Raw genomic sequence first — 13,626 nt, 5'->3', positions numbered from 1 at the left:
AGACATATGGATAATCACGCCCTGCCGCTGGTGCTGATCGGCGGCACGCTCTGTAACCCGCGCCTCTGGCAGCCGGTGCTCGACAGGCTCAAGGTCTCTGACGTGCGGTGCATTACGCTTGCGGACGCTACCTCGGCGGCGCAAGCCTCCCGCTCGCTGCTGAGCGAACTGCCGCCGCGCTTTCTGCTGGCGGGCTTCTCGCTGGGGGCGATTGTGGCGCTACAGATGGTCGCCGACGCGCCCGGGCGCATTGCCGGGCTGGCGCTGCTGTCGGTTAACCCCCTTGCGGATGCGCCAGAAAATGCCGCTCCCCGCCGCGAGGCGGTGCGCGCTGCCCGGCAGCAGGGGCTGACAAACTGGCTCTCCGCCAGCCTGTGGCCGAAGTACGTTGCGCCGTCGCGCGTGGATGACCAGGCCCTGCAGGATCTTATTTGTCTGATGGCAGAGGAGAGTGGCCTCGATACCCTCGCCACCCAGACCGAGATCGCCATTACCCGGCGGGATAATCGCGCGGCGCTGGCCGCCCTCGCCTGCCCCATCATCGTTATCAACGGCCTGCACGATCCCATCTGCACGCCTCATCACCACCAGCGGGTGGCGCAGAGCGCGCCTCAGGTGAAGCACGTTACCGTCGCCTGTGCCGGGCATTTCACCCTGCTCGAAGCGCCCGACGAGGTTGCCCTCCCGCTACGTCACTGGATCCAGGAGTGTTTACATGCGTAAGAACAGACTCAGGGCAATGCCGGACGGCAGCGCCATTATTAACGGCTGGCTGGCGATCCCGTCGGGCTACAGCGCCGAGATCGTCGGCCATCAGGGCTTTGACGCGGTCACCGTCGATCTTCAGCACGGCATGATCGACTTCGCCAGCGCGCTGTCGATGCTGCAGGCGCTCTCCGCTACCCCGGCGGTGCCGCTGGTGCGGGTCTCCGATAACGACCCGGCGCAGATCATGCGCATGCTGGATGCAGGGGCCTACGGCATTATCTGCCCGATGATCTCCACCCCGGAACAGGCCCGGCGCTTTGTGGCCGCCTGCCGCTATCCGCCGCTGGGCAACCGCTCCTTTGGCCCGGCCCGCGGCCTGCTCTACGGCGGGGCCGATTACCCGCAGCACGCCAACGATGAAATTCTGACCCTGGCGATGATCGAAACCCGCGACGGGCTGGCTAATCTCGATGCGATCCTCGCCACCGAGGGGCTGGACGGGGTGTTTATCGGCCCGAACGATCTCTCGTTAACCCTGACCGGCAGCGCCAGCGCCGAATCTCAGCACCCTGAGATGCTGGCCGCCATTGAGCTGGTGGTCAGCCGCTGTCGTCAGTGGCAGAAAATCGCCGGGATCTTTTGTACCTCCGGCGACGCCGCCGCCCGGCGCATCAACGAAGGTTTTCAGTTTGTCACCCCGGCGAACGATGTCATGCAACTTGGCCGCGCCTCACGCGAGGCTATCGCCCTGGCGCGCGGCAACGCGATCCCTAAATCCGGCGCATCAGGCTATTAACAGGAGAGAACATGAAAGCACGTCACATTACCCCGGAACTGGCCCGCAGCCGTCTGGTTGCCCCTGAAGATATGGTGTCCTGCAATCTGGCCTTTATCGACTGCAAGCTTCCCGGCTCGCACCTGAAACAGAACTACTCCTTTATTGGCCCGGGCGTGACCCAGTCGTCCGCCCAGGTGGTCAATATCCCGGAACCGCACGGCTTCAACATCGGCGCGGCGGCGATGCCAAAAGGGGTGACCAATAACCTGCACCTGCACTTCACCGCCGAAGTGTTTTTGATCCATGAGGGAACCTGGCGCTTTCGCTGGGGAGCCAACGGCGAAAACGAAGCCGAGTTCAGCGCCCCGGCCATCCTCTCTATCCCGACCTGGATCTTCCGCGGCTTCACCAACGTCAGTAAAGAAGAGACCTGCGGCATGGTCTACACGGTGCTGGGCGGGAATAACACCGGGGGGATCATCTGGCATCCGTCGATTCTGGCCGCGGCCAGCGAGTACGGACTCTACCTGAGCAAGGAGAATATGCTCCTCGACGTCAATGCGGGGGATACCCTGCCGGAGCCGGCGGGGCTGCTGACCCCGCTGCCGGAGCACGAAATCGCCGCCCTGCGCCACTACTCCGTGGAGGAGATGCGCCAGCGGGCGGTGACCGGGGAGGATCGTCGCTGGTCGGCGGCGGGGTTACTCGATTCGGTGCTGCCGGGCCACGGCGGCGAGCTCGCCCCGGTGATCGGCTTTGGCATTAGCCAGGATAAACACGCGGAACCGGCTATCGTTAACCCGCACGGCTTCTCCGTTGAGTGGCTGCGCCTGAAGTCAGACCACGTGGTGGGCCGCCACCTCTGCCCGGACGTGCAGGTGATCATGGTCTTCAAGGGCACGCTGGAGGTGACCTGGAATGAAGAAGGCGAAGAGGTGAGCATTGTCGCCCCTGAGCGTTCGGTTATTTCGATCCCGGCGAACAGCTGGCGGCGCTACCGCGCCCTGGAGGGCGACATGGAGTGCATTCTGACGACGGAGGGCGATCAGCGTAAGCGCGTGTACTGGGATCGGGAGATACTGAAGCAGGCAAGAGCGGCGAACCGCTGTCTGGATCCGGATGGGTTTGTTACGGCAATGGATCTGTTACCGGAAACGGCGAAGCGCGCGGGGCTGAAGCTCGAAGCACTGCCGTGAGGGATATCAGGGCGGGTTACCCCGCCCTGAATTCGGCACGTTACTCGAAGTAAACGCCTGGGTTTTCGGACAGAGAGACGAAGGTTTTGGTCTCTTTATCCAGGGCGCGAATGTCGCCGCTTTCGATATCGTACACCCAGCCGTGCAGGCGAATGGCGTTGTTACGCAGGCCGACCGCGACGGACGGGTGAGTTTTGATGTTGCTCAGCTGGGCGAAGACGTTCTCCTGCACCATGGCATTCACTTTGTCGGTCGGGTTATCCCAGGTTTTGTTTTCCACGACTGCTTTCGCCGCATCGGAGTAGCGCAGCCAGTGTGAAACGGCAGGCATCGGCTCGAGGTTAGCGTTGTCGGCAATGGCCTTCATCGCGCCGCAGTTAGAGTGGCCGCAGATCACGATGTCGGTAACGCCCAGCGCCACAACCGCGTATTCGATGGTGGCGGAAACGCCGCCCGGCTCTGGCCCGAACGGTGGCACGATGTTGCCAGCATTACGAATGACAAAGAGCTGTCCCGGCTCCTGCTGGGTGACTAATTCCGGCACCAGGCGGCTGTCAGAACAGGAGATGAACAGCGCTTTGGGATTCTGACTGGACGCCAGACTGCGGAACAGGTCTTTACGTTGCGGAAAAACTTCTTTTTGAAAGCTGAGAAAACCTTCAATGATATGTTGCATAGCAATGTCTCATTTTTTTGTGATTGTACAGGCATGATCGAGATCACGGTTTTTGGAGTTTACCCACCGGCCCCGAGTTCAGACAAGCAATATATTTCTGCACCGACCGCATAACAATCTCCCGCGCATTCCCGGAAATGTTCTGCCCTTCAAAGGCACCATAGAGCCGTTCGAAGGGGACGTTTTCCAGCCGCGCGGCGATGTCAGCCACCTCACTTGCCGGCAGCGGGAGCATGTTCGGGTAGCTCCACATAAACGACACCGCGTCTTTTCCGGGGGTCACCTGCAGGATATCTCCCGCCAGCAGCGTGCCGCTGGCGCGGTTCCAGTGCAGCACCGTGCCTCCGGCAAAATGGCCGCCCAGCCTGTGCAGCGTCACGTCCGGGGCGATCTCCAGCGAGTCCCCTTCCCAGAAGCGCAGCGCCGGGCTGCCTCTCATCACCCACTCGCGATCGCTGGCGTGCAGGTACACCGGGGCGTTAAAGGCCTCCGCCCAGTCCTGCATGGTGGTGTAATAGTGCGGGTGCGAGATGGCGATAGCGTCGATCCCGCCGAGGGCGGTTATCAGCGCGTGGGTGGCGGGGTCGAGGTTGGCGATGCAGTCCCACAGCACGTTCCCCTGCGGGGTGCGCAGCAGGATCGCGCGCTGGCTAATGGCAAACGCGGGCACGGTTTTGAGCGTTAGCAGGTCGGGTTCGATCTGTTGCCACTTGTTGGTATGGGTACGGGTCAGGGTGGCAAAATCTACCCACGCCTGGCCCGTCGCGGGCACGTACTGGCGTTCATCGTCGCAGATGGCGCAGCGTTGGGGTTCGCGGGGGGCGTCATAGGACGTGCCGCAGGTTTTACATAAGACGATCATCACTCCTCCTGAGCGCGGGTGAGTCATCAGTATGGCAAGGATTATCCTTATGTGCGCTGGGGTGCCTCATCCCATTCTTTTGCTCTATAATACGACCTGGAACAATAACCGAACAAAGCAGGTAAATGATGGAAATTGATCTCAACAATCTGGTGTTTGACGGGCTGGATGAAGCCGAAGAACGTAACGCGGAACGCCTTGAAGATGCGGATAAAAAAGCGCAGGCGATTGTCGCGGACGATGATTGCGGCGACGCCTGCAAGATCTGATGTAAAACGCCGGGTGGCGGCTTGCGCCTTACCCGGCCTACAAAACCGTAGGCCCGTGCAAGCGAAGCGCCGCCGGGCGATTGACTACGACTTCGTCAGGCTTTCAATCGCCTGCTGGGCACAGGCTTCATCCAGATGCCCGCCCGGCGCACCGCCAATACCGATGGCACCAATCACCTCATCACCCTCTTTCACCGGCAGCCCACCCGCCAGTAACAGGAAACCCGGGATATCTTTTAAGTTTTGCGCGCCCGCATTGCTCTGGGCCGACTCCATCACTTTCCCCGACGCGTTTTTGGTGCTGAGCGCGGTGAAGGCTTTCATCTCGCTGGCTTTCAGGGTATGTGGACCGGCGTTATCGGTGCGCTGTACCGCTTTCACCACCCCGGCGCGATCCACCACCGTGACGCTGACCTGATAATTTTTGGCCGTACAGGCCTGAATCGCCGCGCTGGCTAACGCGTTCGCCTGGCTCAGGGAAAGGCTCTTCTGCGCCACGGACTGTGCCTGCGCCGATACGCTGACCATCCCTGCTACACACACTGCCGCCATCATTAACTTTTTCATCGCACATCCTCTGGTAAGTGGAAACAGATGCAGCGTATCGAAGCGGGCGAAGAAATGTTATTCGGTTGACTACGGGGTGATCCTGGTAGTTATACGGATTGCAATTTGTCGTATTCCCGGATGGCCTGCACCAGGCTGGAAACGCCCAGCTTGAGGAACACCGCCGCCCTGTGCGCTTCCACCGTCCGGGGCGAGAGATTCAGCCGGGCGGCGACCTCTTTATTACTGCTGCCTTCCATTAACGCCAGCAGCACTTCATGCTCCCGGGAGGTGAGCTGCTCAAACAGCGTCTTCACGCGTTTCGCCTCCTGCCATACCCCCACGCGCCGCTGGCTTTCGGCGAGCGCGGCGGTGATGGACTCGATCAGCTTGTCGGCGTCCAGCGGCTTGGTGAAGAACTCAAACACCCCGTTGTGAAACGCGCGGCGGCAGGCATCAATGGTGCCGTGACCGGTCATCAGGATCACCGGCAGCAGCGGCCACGGCCATTTCCCCTCTTCCAGCCAGGCCAGCCCGCCTTTGCCCGGCATGCGCATGTCCAGCAGCAGGCAGCCGGCCAGCTCTTTTCCTGCCTGCTGCGCGGCGGTAAAGGCGGCAATACTCTCAAAAGGCTCCACGCGCCAGTTCATCCCGGTGAAAAGAAAAACCAGCGACTCCCTGACTGACGCATCATCATCAATTAACCAGATGACGTTATCCATGTTCCTGACTCCCGTGGTGAGCAAACTGCAATCTGATCCTGGCTCCGCCTTCCGGCGCATTGTCCAGCGCGAGCGTGCCGTTCATTCGGGTAACTAAAGACTCCGTTAAGGTCATCCCCAGCCCCGTACCGCCCTCCCGCCCGCTGTAAAAAGGCATAAAGGCGTTGTGGAGTGCTTCCGGGGTAAAGCCCGGGCCGCCGTCGGCGATCTCGACGTGAACGCGTTCGCCCTCGCGATGGCTGCGGATATGCACCCAGCCCGCCGCGCGGTCCTGCTGGGCCTGAATGGCGTTGCTGAGCAGGTTATGCAGCACCTGCTCCAGCCACAGCCGGTCGGCGCAGAGGGTTCGGGCATCGGCGGCAAAATCATGGGTAAGGCGAATATGTCTGGCGGTGCGTTCGTGCTCCAGCAGGTTGCCGACGTGCTGCCAGCACTCGGCGAGATCCACTTCACCTAAGGTGACGGCATCCTGGGTAACGTGCTCGCGAAAGCGGGTCAGCAGCTCGCTAATCCGCCGGGTCTGCACCAGCGCCGAGCCCAGGGCCTGGGACACCGCTGCGGGGTTATCCTGATCCAGCTGGCGCTGCGCGCCCTGGATCCAGGTCTGAACGGCCGTCAGGGGCTGGTTGATCTCATGCACGATGCCCGCGGTGATCTCCCCCAGGGTATTGAGCCGGGCGTGTTGATAGTACCAGGCGCGCCGATCGGCATTCTGGCGCTGCTTGCGCTGCCAGAGGATCAGCCCCCCTGCCGCCACCACAACAGCCCAGCCGACAAACAGCAGGAAAAACGGCAGCAGCGTCACGTTCAGCCACGCCGGTCGGGCGTCGGCCAGCAGCACGAAGGGTTGAGTATGCTGGGGAAATTGCCGTTGCCAGTGCCAGAAGGCGTCCGTGGATGGGGACGGCAAACGGCCAGTAAGATCCAGGGTGATGCGGGTAAACCTGGGCCAGGCATTGATGACCGGCGCGAGGTCGATCAGCACCCGGATCTGTCGCCAGGGGTTGTAGAGCCAGTACTGCGTGCCGGACAGGGGTTCAACCCGGGCGGCGTCGAGGGCACGTCCCTGGGTCTTTTGCAGGCCATGTATCTGCGGGAATTTTTTGCCCAGCGCCGCCAGATCTTCATCGCCATTCAACAGCGGCAGCACCGATTCATTCTGGGTGAGAACCGCGCCGATCTCCGTATACGCCGTGGCAAATTCACGGTCGAGTTCCCAGAACTGGCGGCGGATCAGTTCGGCATACAGCAGCACGCTGCTGAGCAGGCAGAGCATCAGCCAGATCAGAAGCCCACGTTGCAGAAATTTTTTGCTGTTCATTTATTTAACTGGCGCTGGAGGAAGACGCCAGAGACCTTAGCAGGAAGCTAGGCCGGGGACAAAACTTGCGGTGAATTTTGGATGTCAGCGTCCAGAATGGCAGGCGGTGCGGTGAAGAACGCACACCTCATTCCAGTAGGTTTCCCGCACCTGACGGTGTTCAGCGTGACGTTTTGTCATGGAACCACTCCGGATCGATGTTGGCGATATCCACGCCATACAGGCTGGCTGCCGGCAGAATGGATTCAATAATACGCTGCGCGCTGTTCTCTTCCGATCTTGCGGTAAAAAACCGCCGTAACGTACTCATCAATTTGCCCATTGCCTTGTCCTCGTTTGCTCAGCCTGAATGCAGTTAACCAGCATTCTGCCCCCCTGAGAAATGCCTATTCCGGCAGAGGATTTGCGCCAGGCGCAAAAGCAGTTTTCTTTTACCGCCATGTAACACGCTGTTCACTAATGAGTTTTTTCAAATAGCAAAGTCGATATTGGCATTTGGCGGCCAGGGCCGGTTATGGGAGCGTATGAGGACAAAACAAAAACAGGTGCAGAGGAATTTATGGCAATACACACAAAACGGGCGCTGGTACTGGCTTTACTGGCCGCAGGCGGGATCCTTTCTGCAGAGGTGCAGGCCGACCAGCTGGCGGATATCAAGGCGGCGGGGGTCGTTAAGGTCGCCACCTTCGATGCCAACCCGCCGTTTGGCTCGATAGATGCGAAAAGCCACGAGATCGTCGGCTATGACGTCGATTTTGCTAAAGCGCTGGCGAAAACTCTCGGGGTAAAACTGGAGCTGGTCGCCACCAACCCGGCGAACCGCATCCCGCTGCTGCAGTCCGGCAAGGCGGATCTGATCGTGGCCGATATCACCATCACCCCGGAGCGCGCCCAGGTGATTGATTTTTCAACGCCGTACTTTGTTACCGGCCAGCAGATCCTGGTTCCGGCCAGCGGCGCGGATAAACTCGACGCCTACAGCAAGGCGCGTATCGGGGCGGTGAAAGGTACCACCGGGGAGCAGGCGCTGCATCAGCGCTTCCCGCAGTCCCGCGTGCTCTCCTATGACGATATTCCGCTGGCGCTGACGGCGTTGCGCAACGGCAACGTGCAGGCGATCACTCAGGACAGCACCATTCTGGCGGGGCTGCTGGCCCAGGCACCGGATAAGGCGAATTTTAAAATTCTCCCGGACCTGCTGAGTAAAGAGGAGATTGGCGTCGGGGTGAAAAAAGGCGAAACCGCGCTGCTGAAGGTGGTGAACGATGAGCTGGTGAAGCTGGAGAACAACGGCGACGCGGCAAAAATCTACGATGTCTGGTTTGGCCCACAGACGCCCTCCCCGCAGCCGCGCGCCTTTAAAATAGAAGCCCAGTAACATGCTGTCAGGTCTATTTTCTCGCTCCGCGGCCCGTGCCGCGGATTTTTCACATCTGGAGCAGGCCAGCGTCACCTTTAGTGACGTAGTGAAACGTTACGGCGATCGCCCAGTGCTGAAAGGCATCAACCTCAGCGTGATGCCCGGTGAAGTGGTCGCCATTCTTGGCCCGTCGGGTTCCGGCAAATCGACGCTGATACGCCTTATCAACCAGCTGGAAGAGCTGACCTCCGGCGACATTCTGATCGACGGGAAATCCACCCGCCAGCTTCCCCGCCAGGCGCTGCGCCAGCTGCGCAGCCGGGTGGGTTTTGTCTTCCAGCAGTTCAATCTGTACAGCCATCTGACGGCGCGGCAAAACATCGCCCTGGCGCTGAAGCATGTTCACGGCTGGCAGCCAGCCGGGGCCGATGCCCGCGCCGACGCGCTGCTGGCGCAGGTGGGGATGGCGGATAAAGCCGACCACTACCCGGAGGCGTTATCCGGCGGGCAGCAGCAGCGGGTGGCCGCCGGATAAAGCCGACCACTACCCGGAGGCGTTATCCGGCGGGCAGCAGCAGCGGGTGGCCATCGCCCGCGCCCTGGCTTCCTCACCGCAGATCGTTCTGTTTGATGAGCCCACCTCGGCCCTCGATCCCGAGATGATCGGCGAAGTGCTGCTGGTGATGAAAGCCCTCGCCCACAGCGGGATCACCATGATTGTCGTCACCCATGAGATGCAGTTCGCCCGGGAGATTGCCGACCGGGTGGTGTTTATCGACGGCGGACACATTCTGGAAGTGGCACCCCCGGCGCAGTTCTTTCAGCATCCTGAGCATCCCCGCACGCAGCGTTTTCTACAGAAGGTGCTCAATCCGCTGCATCCGGGAGCGTCCTGATGCCCGCCCTCGACTGGCAGGGGGTGCTGACCGGCCAGCCTCTGACGTGGATCCTGTCCGGTTTTCTGACCACCCTGTGGGTGACGCTCGCCGGGATGGCCGTCGCCAGCCTCATCACCCTCGTCTGCCTGGGATTGCGACTCGCCGGAGGCCGCCCTGGCGCAACGATTGTCGCCGTGTGGGTGTCGCTGTTTCGCAATACCCCGCTGCTGGTGCAGTTGCTGTTCTGGTACTTCGCCGCCTGGAACGGGCTCCCGCAGGGTTTCCGCGCCTTGGTGATGGACGATCACCTCTGGTCGGTGCTGCCGGGCCAGGTGTGGTGGTTTACGCCAGAGTTTCTCTGCTCCGCCTGGGGGCTCGGGGTCTTTACCTCGGCGTTTTTGACGGAGGAGATTAGCGCTGGCCTGCGCGCCGTCTCTGCCGGGCAACGCGAAGCCGCCGTGGCGCAGGGGTTTTCTGCCTGGCCGCTGCTGCGGCATATTCTGCTGCCGCAGGGGCTGGCGAACGCCTGGCAACCGGTTGTTGGGCAGTATCTCAACCTGATGAAACTCTCGTCCCTGGCCAGCGGCATCGGCTTTGCGGAACTGACCTATCAGGTGCGCCAGATTGAGAGCTATAACGCCCACGCGCTGGAGGCCTTCACCATCGGCACGGTGCTGTACCTGCTCACCGGCGTGGTGATGGGCATGGTGCTGACCAGACTGGGCCCCGCAAACCGGCGGCGTCAAAACGTCGCCCCAGCCACCCGGAGTGAAGAGAGATGTTAGCCGGACTGAACGTGATTACCGATAACCTGGATTACCTGCTCTGGGGGCGGGCTGCGGCCGGGGAGCCCGGCGGCGTGCTGCTGACGCTGCTGATGGCCTTCGGCGCTGCGGCGCTGGCGCTACCGGCCGGGGTTGCGCTGGCGGGGCTGGCGTGGCGTTTTCCGGGAGTGATACGCAAAACCCTGTTTGTCTGGGCGGAGATCATCCGCGGCATCCCGCTGATTTTTGTCATCTTCTGGCTGTGGTATCTGCTGCCGCTGATGACCGGCGGCGATCTGCCGGGGGCGCTGACCGTCACCCTGGCGCTGGCGTGGTTTACCGCCGCCGCGGTGATGCACTCGGTGCTGGCCGGGCTGGGGGCGTTGCCGGACGGGCAATATGAAGCGGCGCAGGCGCAGGGGTTTGGTGCGCTGCAGACCCTGGGGTTCGTTTTGCTGCCGCAGGCGTTGCGCAACACGCTGCCTTCGCTGCTGGGGATTTTTATCAGCCTGCTGAAGGACACATCGCTGGCGTTTATTGTCAATGTGCCGGAGCTGACCACCGTGGCAGGCCAGGTGAACAACCGGGTGCAGATTTACCCGGCGGCTATTTTTGTTTTTACCGGTGTGGTCTATTACCTGCTGTGCTGTGGGGTCGAACAGCTGGCAAAACGCTGGCAGCTTAACCGGCCAGCGCTTTAACGACGGTCTCCATCGCCTGGGTGGTCAGTTCACTGCGTTTCACCCGCTGGTTCGCCAGCGAGGTGCGCAGTACCCCGGCGATGACAATATGCTTTGGCTCCTGCCCTAAATCCCGCATTTCAAGCACGACTTTGCCTACCACGCGGCACATCTCCTGATACAGCGCTTCGTCTTTGGTTACATTGCCCATGACTTTCACTCCATTGCCTTAAAACGCCAGCTTAATTCATTCATCGCCCGTATACAAAAAAAGCCCGGCAGGAGACCCGCCGGGCTTTGAAATCAAGCTGATAAATCAGTTGTTAACCGGGATCACCGCGCCTTTATACTTGGTGCGGATCCAGTCCTGGATCTCTTTGGAGTGCAGGACGTCTACCAGCGCTACGATGTCCTTCTTCTTCTCATCGCCACGGTGGACGGTGATGATGTTGGCGTACGGGTTGTTTTCACCGCTCTCTACCGCAATCGGGTCGTGAACCGGATCCAGACCAGCGTCGATGGCGTAGTTAGCGTTGATGACGACCGCAGCGCCTTCATCGTTGTTGTACATCTGCGGCAGCAGAGAGGCTTCAACGTTCGGGGTGAACTGCAGCTTTTTCGGGTTCTCAACGATATCGCTGATGCGCGCGGTCACTTTGTCGATGCCTGGCTTCAGCTTGATCACGCCCTCTTTCTCGAAGATAGAGAGGATACGACCCTCTTCAGAGACCGCATCACGCATGATGATTTTGCCGCCTTCCGGCAGATCTTTCAGCGATTTGTACTTTTTAGAGTAGATACCGATCGGCTCGATGTGGATCGCACCGGCGCTGACGAAATCGTACTCTTTATCCCCGGCGTGATCTTTCAGCACGCTGTTCAGGTAAGGGATGTGCTGGAAGTAGTTGGCGTCGATGTCGCGACCCGCCAGGGCGGTGTTCGGCAGGATGTAGTCCTGGAACGGTTTGATCTCCAGATCGATACCCTGTTTCGCCAGAATCGGCTTCGCCTGCTCCAGAATTTCGGCGTGCGGTGTGTTGGACGCGCCCACGGTCAGGGTGTCAGCCCAGGAGGCAAAGCTCAGGGCGCTCAGGGTTGCTGCGGCGATCAACGTCAGTGTCTTTTTCATGATGATGGTTCCTGTGTGTTATTCGTGTTTATCTTTTATCTAACAGTGAAGTAATGATGTCGCCGCAGAACTGGATAATGAAAACGATGATCAAAATGGTCACCGTTGCCACCAGCGTGACGTCACCATGGTTGCGCTGGAATCCTTCCAGATAAGCCAGATTTCCCAGGCCACCGGCACCAATCACCCCTGCCATGGCGCTGTAGCTCACCAGGGCAATCAGCGTCACCGTGATCCCTGAGACCAGGGCGGGCGATGATTCCGGCAGTAAAACCCGAAAAATTAGGGTGCTCAGACGGGCCCCCATCGAGCGCGTCGCTTCGATCACCCCTTTGTCCACTTCACGCAGGGCAATCTCCACCAGACGGGCATAGAACGGCGCGGCGCCGACAATCAGCGCGGGCAGTGCGGCGTTCGCCCCGAGGATGGTCCCCACCACGGTTTTGGTGAAGGGGATCAGCAGCACAATCAAAATGATGAACGGGATAGAGCGGAACACGTTCACCACAATCGAAATGACGCTGTAGACCGTGCGGTTGTGGAACATCCCACCGCGGGCGGTTAAAAAAAGCGCCAGGCCGAGGACCAGACCCAGTACAAAGGTGGCGACGCCGGAGAGCGCCGTCATGTACAGCGTTTCCAGGGTGGCGGCCCAGAGCTGGTCCCATTTCAGGTGCGGGAAGAGATTCTCAGCCATGTTTAATTACCTCGCCTTCAATATCACTGTGCTGCAAATCGGCGAGGATATTGTTCAGTTGTTCTTCCGTTGCCACCACGTGCAGCCAGAGCTGGCCGAATACGCCGTGAGCGGTTTGCGTCATTTTGCCGTGCAGGATGTTAAACGGCAGGCCGTAGCGCAGCGTCAGTTCACCCACCACCGGCTTATGGGTGCTGTGTCCGGTAAAGGTCAGCTTGATAACGGTGCCTTCCAGATCGTTTGCCAGCTCGGTATTGAAGGTCTCTTCCTCCGCGTACTGGCTCACCTGGCGCACAAACTGTTGCGTAATCGGCTGCTGCGGGTGGGTAAAGACCTGCAGTACCTCGCCCTCCTCCACCACCTTGCCGTTTTCCATCACCGCCACGCGGTCGCAGATTTTGCGCACCACGTGCATCTCATGGGTGATGAGCACGATGGTCAGCTTAAAACGACGGTTAATGTCGAGGAGCAGATCGAGGATCTGATCGGTGGTCTGCGGGTCCAGCGCCGAGGTGGCCTCATCGCAGAGCAGCACATCAGGGTTATTCGCCAGCGCGCGGGCAATGCCGACGCGCTGCTTTTGTCCGCCGCTCAGCTGGGACGGATAGGCCTGTTCGCGGCCCTTCAGCCCCACCAGCTCAACCAGTTCCGTCACGCGGGCTTTAATTTTGGCCTTTGGCACTCCGGCAATCTGCATGGAGAAAGCGATGTTCTCGCTCACGGTGCGCGACCACAGCAGGTTGAAGTGCTGAAACACCATACTGATTTTCAGCCGCGCCTGGCGCAGGGTTTCGCCTTTCGCCGCCGAGATGTCCTGGCCGTTAATGGTCACGCTGCCGGTGGTCGGTTTTTCGAGGCCGTTAAGCAGGCGAATTAAGGTGCTTTTGCCCGCGCCGCTGTAGCCAATAATTCCATAAATCTGTCCCTGCTCTATCGCCAGGTTCACATTATCAACGGCCGTCAGCGCCACTTTTCCGTTGTCAAAAATCTTCGAAATATTCCTGAGTACAATCATTATTCGGGTAATCCGTTCGCCTGTG

The 13,626-nt window shown here is 60.2% G+C and carries 17 protein-coding genes and 1 pseudogene; 8 read left to right on the top strand and 10 right to left on the bottom strand.

All coding sequences use genetic code 11. The features are described from left to right. The first annotated feature begins 6 nt into the window (after nucleotides 1-6). From FHN83_RS21455 to FHN83_RS21445, 3 genes are read left to right on the top strand one after another with little or no spacing between them, the layout of a single operon-like run. Nucleotides 7-723 carry an alpha/beta fold hydrolase gene (locus FHN83_RS21455; RefSeq protein ID WP_039029123.1) on the top strand — a complete coding sequence of 239 codons (717 nt, stop codon included), beginning with the start codon at nucleotides 7-9 and terminating at the stop codon, nucleotides 721-723. Then, nucleotides 716-1,504 (top strand): HpcH/HpaI aldolase family protein, encoded by a 789-nt coding sequence (locus FHN83_RS21450; RefSeq protein ID WP_139564868.1) that lies wholly within the window; start codon nucleotides 716-718, stop codon nucleotides 1,502-1,504. Before FHN83_RS21455 ends, FHN83_RS21450 begins: the two co-directional genes overlap by 8 nt. 11 nt (nucleotides 1,505-1,515) lie before the next feature. After that, complete coding sequence (locus FHN83_RS21445) at nucleotides 1,516-2,682, top strand: cupin (protein WP_139564867.1); 1,167 nt, start codon at nucleotides 1,516-1,518, stop codon at nucleotides 2,680-2,682. A gap of 40 nt (nucleotides 2,683-2,722) precedes the next feature. Here the strand turns inward: FHN83_RS21445 and FHN83_RS21440 are convergent, their stop codons facing one another. Together FHN83_RS21440 and FHN83_RS21435 are read right to left on the bottom strand one after the other, a co-directional pair. After that, nucleotides 2,723-3,358: a carbonic anhydrase gene (locus tag FHN83_RS21440; RefSeq protein ID WP_138368814.1), complete on the bottom strand. Its 636-nt coding sequence runs from the start codon at nucleotides 3,356-3,358 to the stop codon at nucleotides 2,723-2,725. 43 nt (nucleotides 3,359-3,401) lie between these two features. Further along, entirely contained in the window at nucleotides 3,402-4,220 is an 819-nt protein-coding gene (locus FHN83_RS21435) for an MBL fold metallo-hydrolase (RefSeq protein WP_139564866.1), read from the bottom strand. A 128-nt stretch (nucleotides 4,221-4,348) separates the two neighbouring features. Here FHN83_RS21435 and FHN83_RS21430 point away from each other — a divergent pair, with 128 nt between their 5' ends. After that, nucleotides 4,349-4,489, top strand: a complete 141-nt coding sequence (locus FHN83_RS21430) for a hypothetical protein (protein ID WP_032617828.1) — start codon at nucleotides 4,349-4,351, stop codon at nucleotides 4,487-4,489. 84 nt (nucleotides 4,490-4,573) lie between these two features. Here the strand turns inward: FHN83_RS21430 and FHN83_RS21425 are convergent, their stop codons facing one another. The 4 genes from FHN83_RS21425 to FHN83_RS28275 all read right to left on the bottom strand — a co-directional run bounded on the left by FHN83_RS21425 (nucleotide 4,574) and on the right by FHN83_RS28275 (nucleotide 7,400). After that, entirely contained in the window at nucleotides 4,574-5,056 is a 483-nt protein-coding gene (locus FHN83_RS21425) for a GlcG/HbpS family heme-binding protein (RefSeq protein ID WP_139564865.1), read from the bottom strand. Between the two features lie 89 nt (nucleotides 5,057-5,145). Further along, the gene (locus tag FHN83_RS21420; RefSeq protein ID WP_139564864.1) at nucleotides 5,146-5,757 is read right to left on the bottom strand and encodes a response regulator transcription factor; all 612 of its coding nucleotides are present in this window, start codon (nucleotides 5,755-5,757) and stop codon (nucleotides 5,146-5,148) included. Further along, complete coding sequence (locus FHN83_RS21415; RefSeq protein ID WP_139564863.1) at nucleotides 5,750-7,078, bottom strand: sensor histidine kinase; 1,329 nt, start codon at nucleotides 7,076-7,078, stop codon at nucleotides 5,750-5,752. Before FHN83_RS21415 ends, FHN83_RS21420 begins: the two co-directional genes overlap by 8 nt. Nucleotides 7,079-7,238: 160 nt before the next feature. Then, complete coding sequence (locus FHN83_RS28275) at nucleotides 7,239-7,400, bottom strand: hypothetical protein (protein ID WP_072036633.1); 162 nt, start codon at nucleotides 7,398-7,400, stop codon at nucleotides 7,239-7,241. 237 nt (nucleotides 7,401-7,637) lie between these two features. Here FHN83_RS28275 and FHN83_RS21410 point away from each other — a divergent pair, with 237 nt between their 5' ends. The 4 genes and pseudogenes from FHN83_RS21410 (at nucleotide 7,638) to FHN83_RS21395 (ending at nucleotide 10,781) form a co-directional block, all read left to right on the top strand. Continuing rightward, nucleotides 7,638-8,456: an ABC transporter substrate-binding protein gene (locus tag FHN83_RS21410; RefSeq protein ID WP_139564862.1), complete on the top strand. Its 819-nt coding sequence runs from the start codon at nucleotides 7,638-7,640 to the stop codon at nucleotides 8,454-8,456. Nucleotide 8,457: 1 nt separating this feature from the next. After that, nucleotides 8,458-9,334, top strand: a pseudogene (locus FHN83_RS21405) (amino acid ABC transporter ATP-binding protein). Next, complete coding sequence (locus tag FHN83_RS21400) at nucleotides 9,334-10,101, top strand: amino acid ABC transporter permease (RefSeq protein ID WP_139564861.1); 768 nt, start codon at nucleotides 9,334-9,336, stop codon at nucleotides 10,099-10,101. The pseudogene FHN83_RS21405 and the gene FHN83_RS21400 overlap by 1 nt, the downstream one beginning before the upstream one ends. Next, on the top strand, nucleotides 10,095-10,781 hold the full coding sequence (locus FHN83_RS21395; RefSeq protein WP_039029112.1) for an amino acid ABC transporter permease: 687 nt from the start codon (nucleotides 10,095-10,097) through the stop codon (nucleotides 10,779-10,781). Before FHN83_RS21400 ends, FHN83_RS21395 begins: the two co-directional genes overlap by 7 nt. On the opposite strand, the gene fumD is transcribed toward FHN83_RS21395, so the two are convergent. The 4 genes from fumD to FHN83_RS21375 form a co-directional block, all read right to left on the bottom strand. After that, complete coding sequence (fumD, locus tag FHN83_RS21390; RefSeq protein ID WP_032617775.1) at nucleotides 10,762-10,971, bottom strand: fumarate hydratase FumD; 210 nt, start codon at nucleotides 10,969-10,971, stop codon at nucleotides 10,762-10,764. The two genes, FHN83_RS21395 and fumD, sit on opposite strands and share 20 nt — an antisense overlap. A gap of 105 nt (nucleotides 10,972-11,076) precedes the next feature. Beyond that, nucleotides 11,077-11,889 (bottom strand): MetQ/NlpA family ABC transporter substrate-binding protein, encoded by an 813-nt coding sequence (locus FHN83_RS21385; protein ID WP_039029111.1) that lies wholly within the window; start codon nucleotides 11,887-11,889, stop codon nucleotides 11,077-11,079. A 28-nt stretch (nucleotides 11,890-11,917) separates the two neighbouring features. Next, on the bottom strand, nucleotides 11,918-12,586 hold the full coding sequence (locus FHN83_RS21380) for a methionine ABC transporter permease (RefSeq protein ID WP_032617773.1): 669 nt from the start codon (nucleotides 12,584-12,586) through the stop codon (nucleotides 11,918-11,920). After that, the gene (locus FHN83_RS21375; RefSeq protein ID WP_039029110.1) at nucleotides 12,579-13,601 is read right to left on the bottom strand and encodes a methionine ABC transporter ATP-binding protein; all 1,023 of its coding nucleotides are present in this window, start codon (nucleotides 13,599-13,601) and stop codon (nucleotides 12,579-12,581) included. Before FHN83_RS21375 ends, FHN83_RS21380 begins: the two co-directional genes overlap by 8 nt. Nucleotides 13,602-13,626: the final 25 nt, after the last annotated feature.

This window comes from Leclercia adecarboxylata, from assembly GCF_006171285.1.
Lineage (GTDB): Bacteria > Pseudomonadota > Gammaproteobacteria > Enterobacterales > Enterobacteriaceae > Enterobacter > Enterobacter barmai.
Note: the sequence above shows the minus strand (reverse complement) of the source record. Positions and strands in the feature narration are given on the sequence as shown.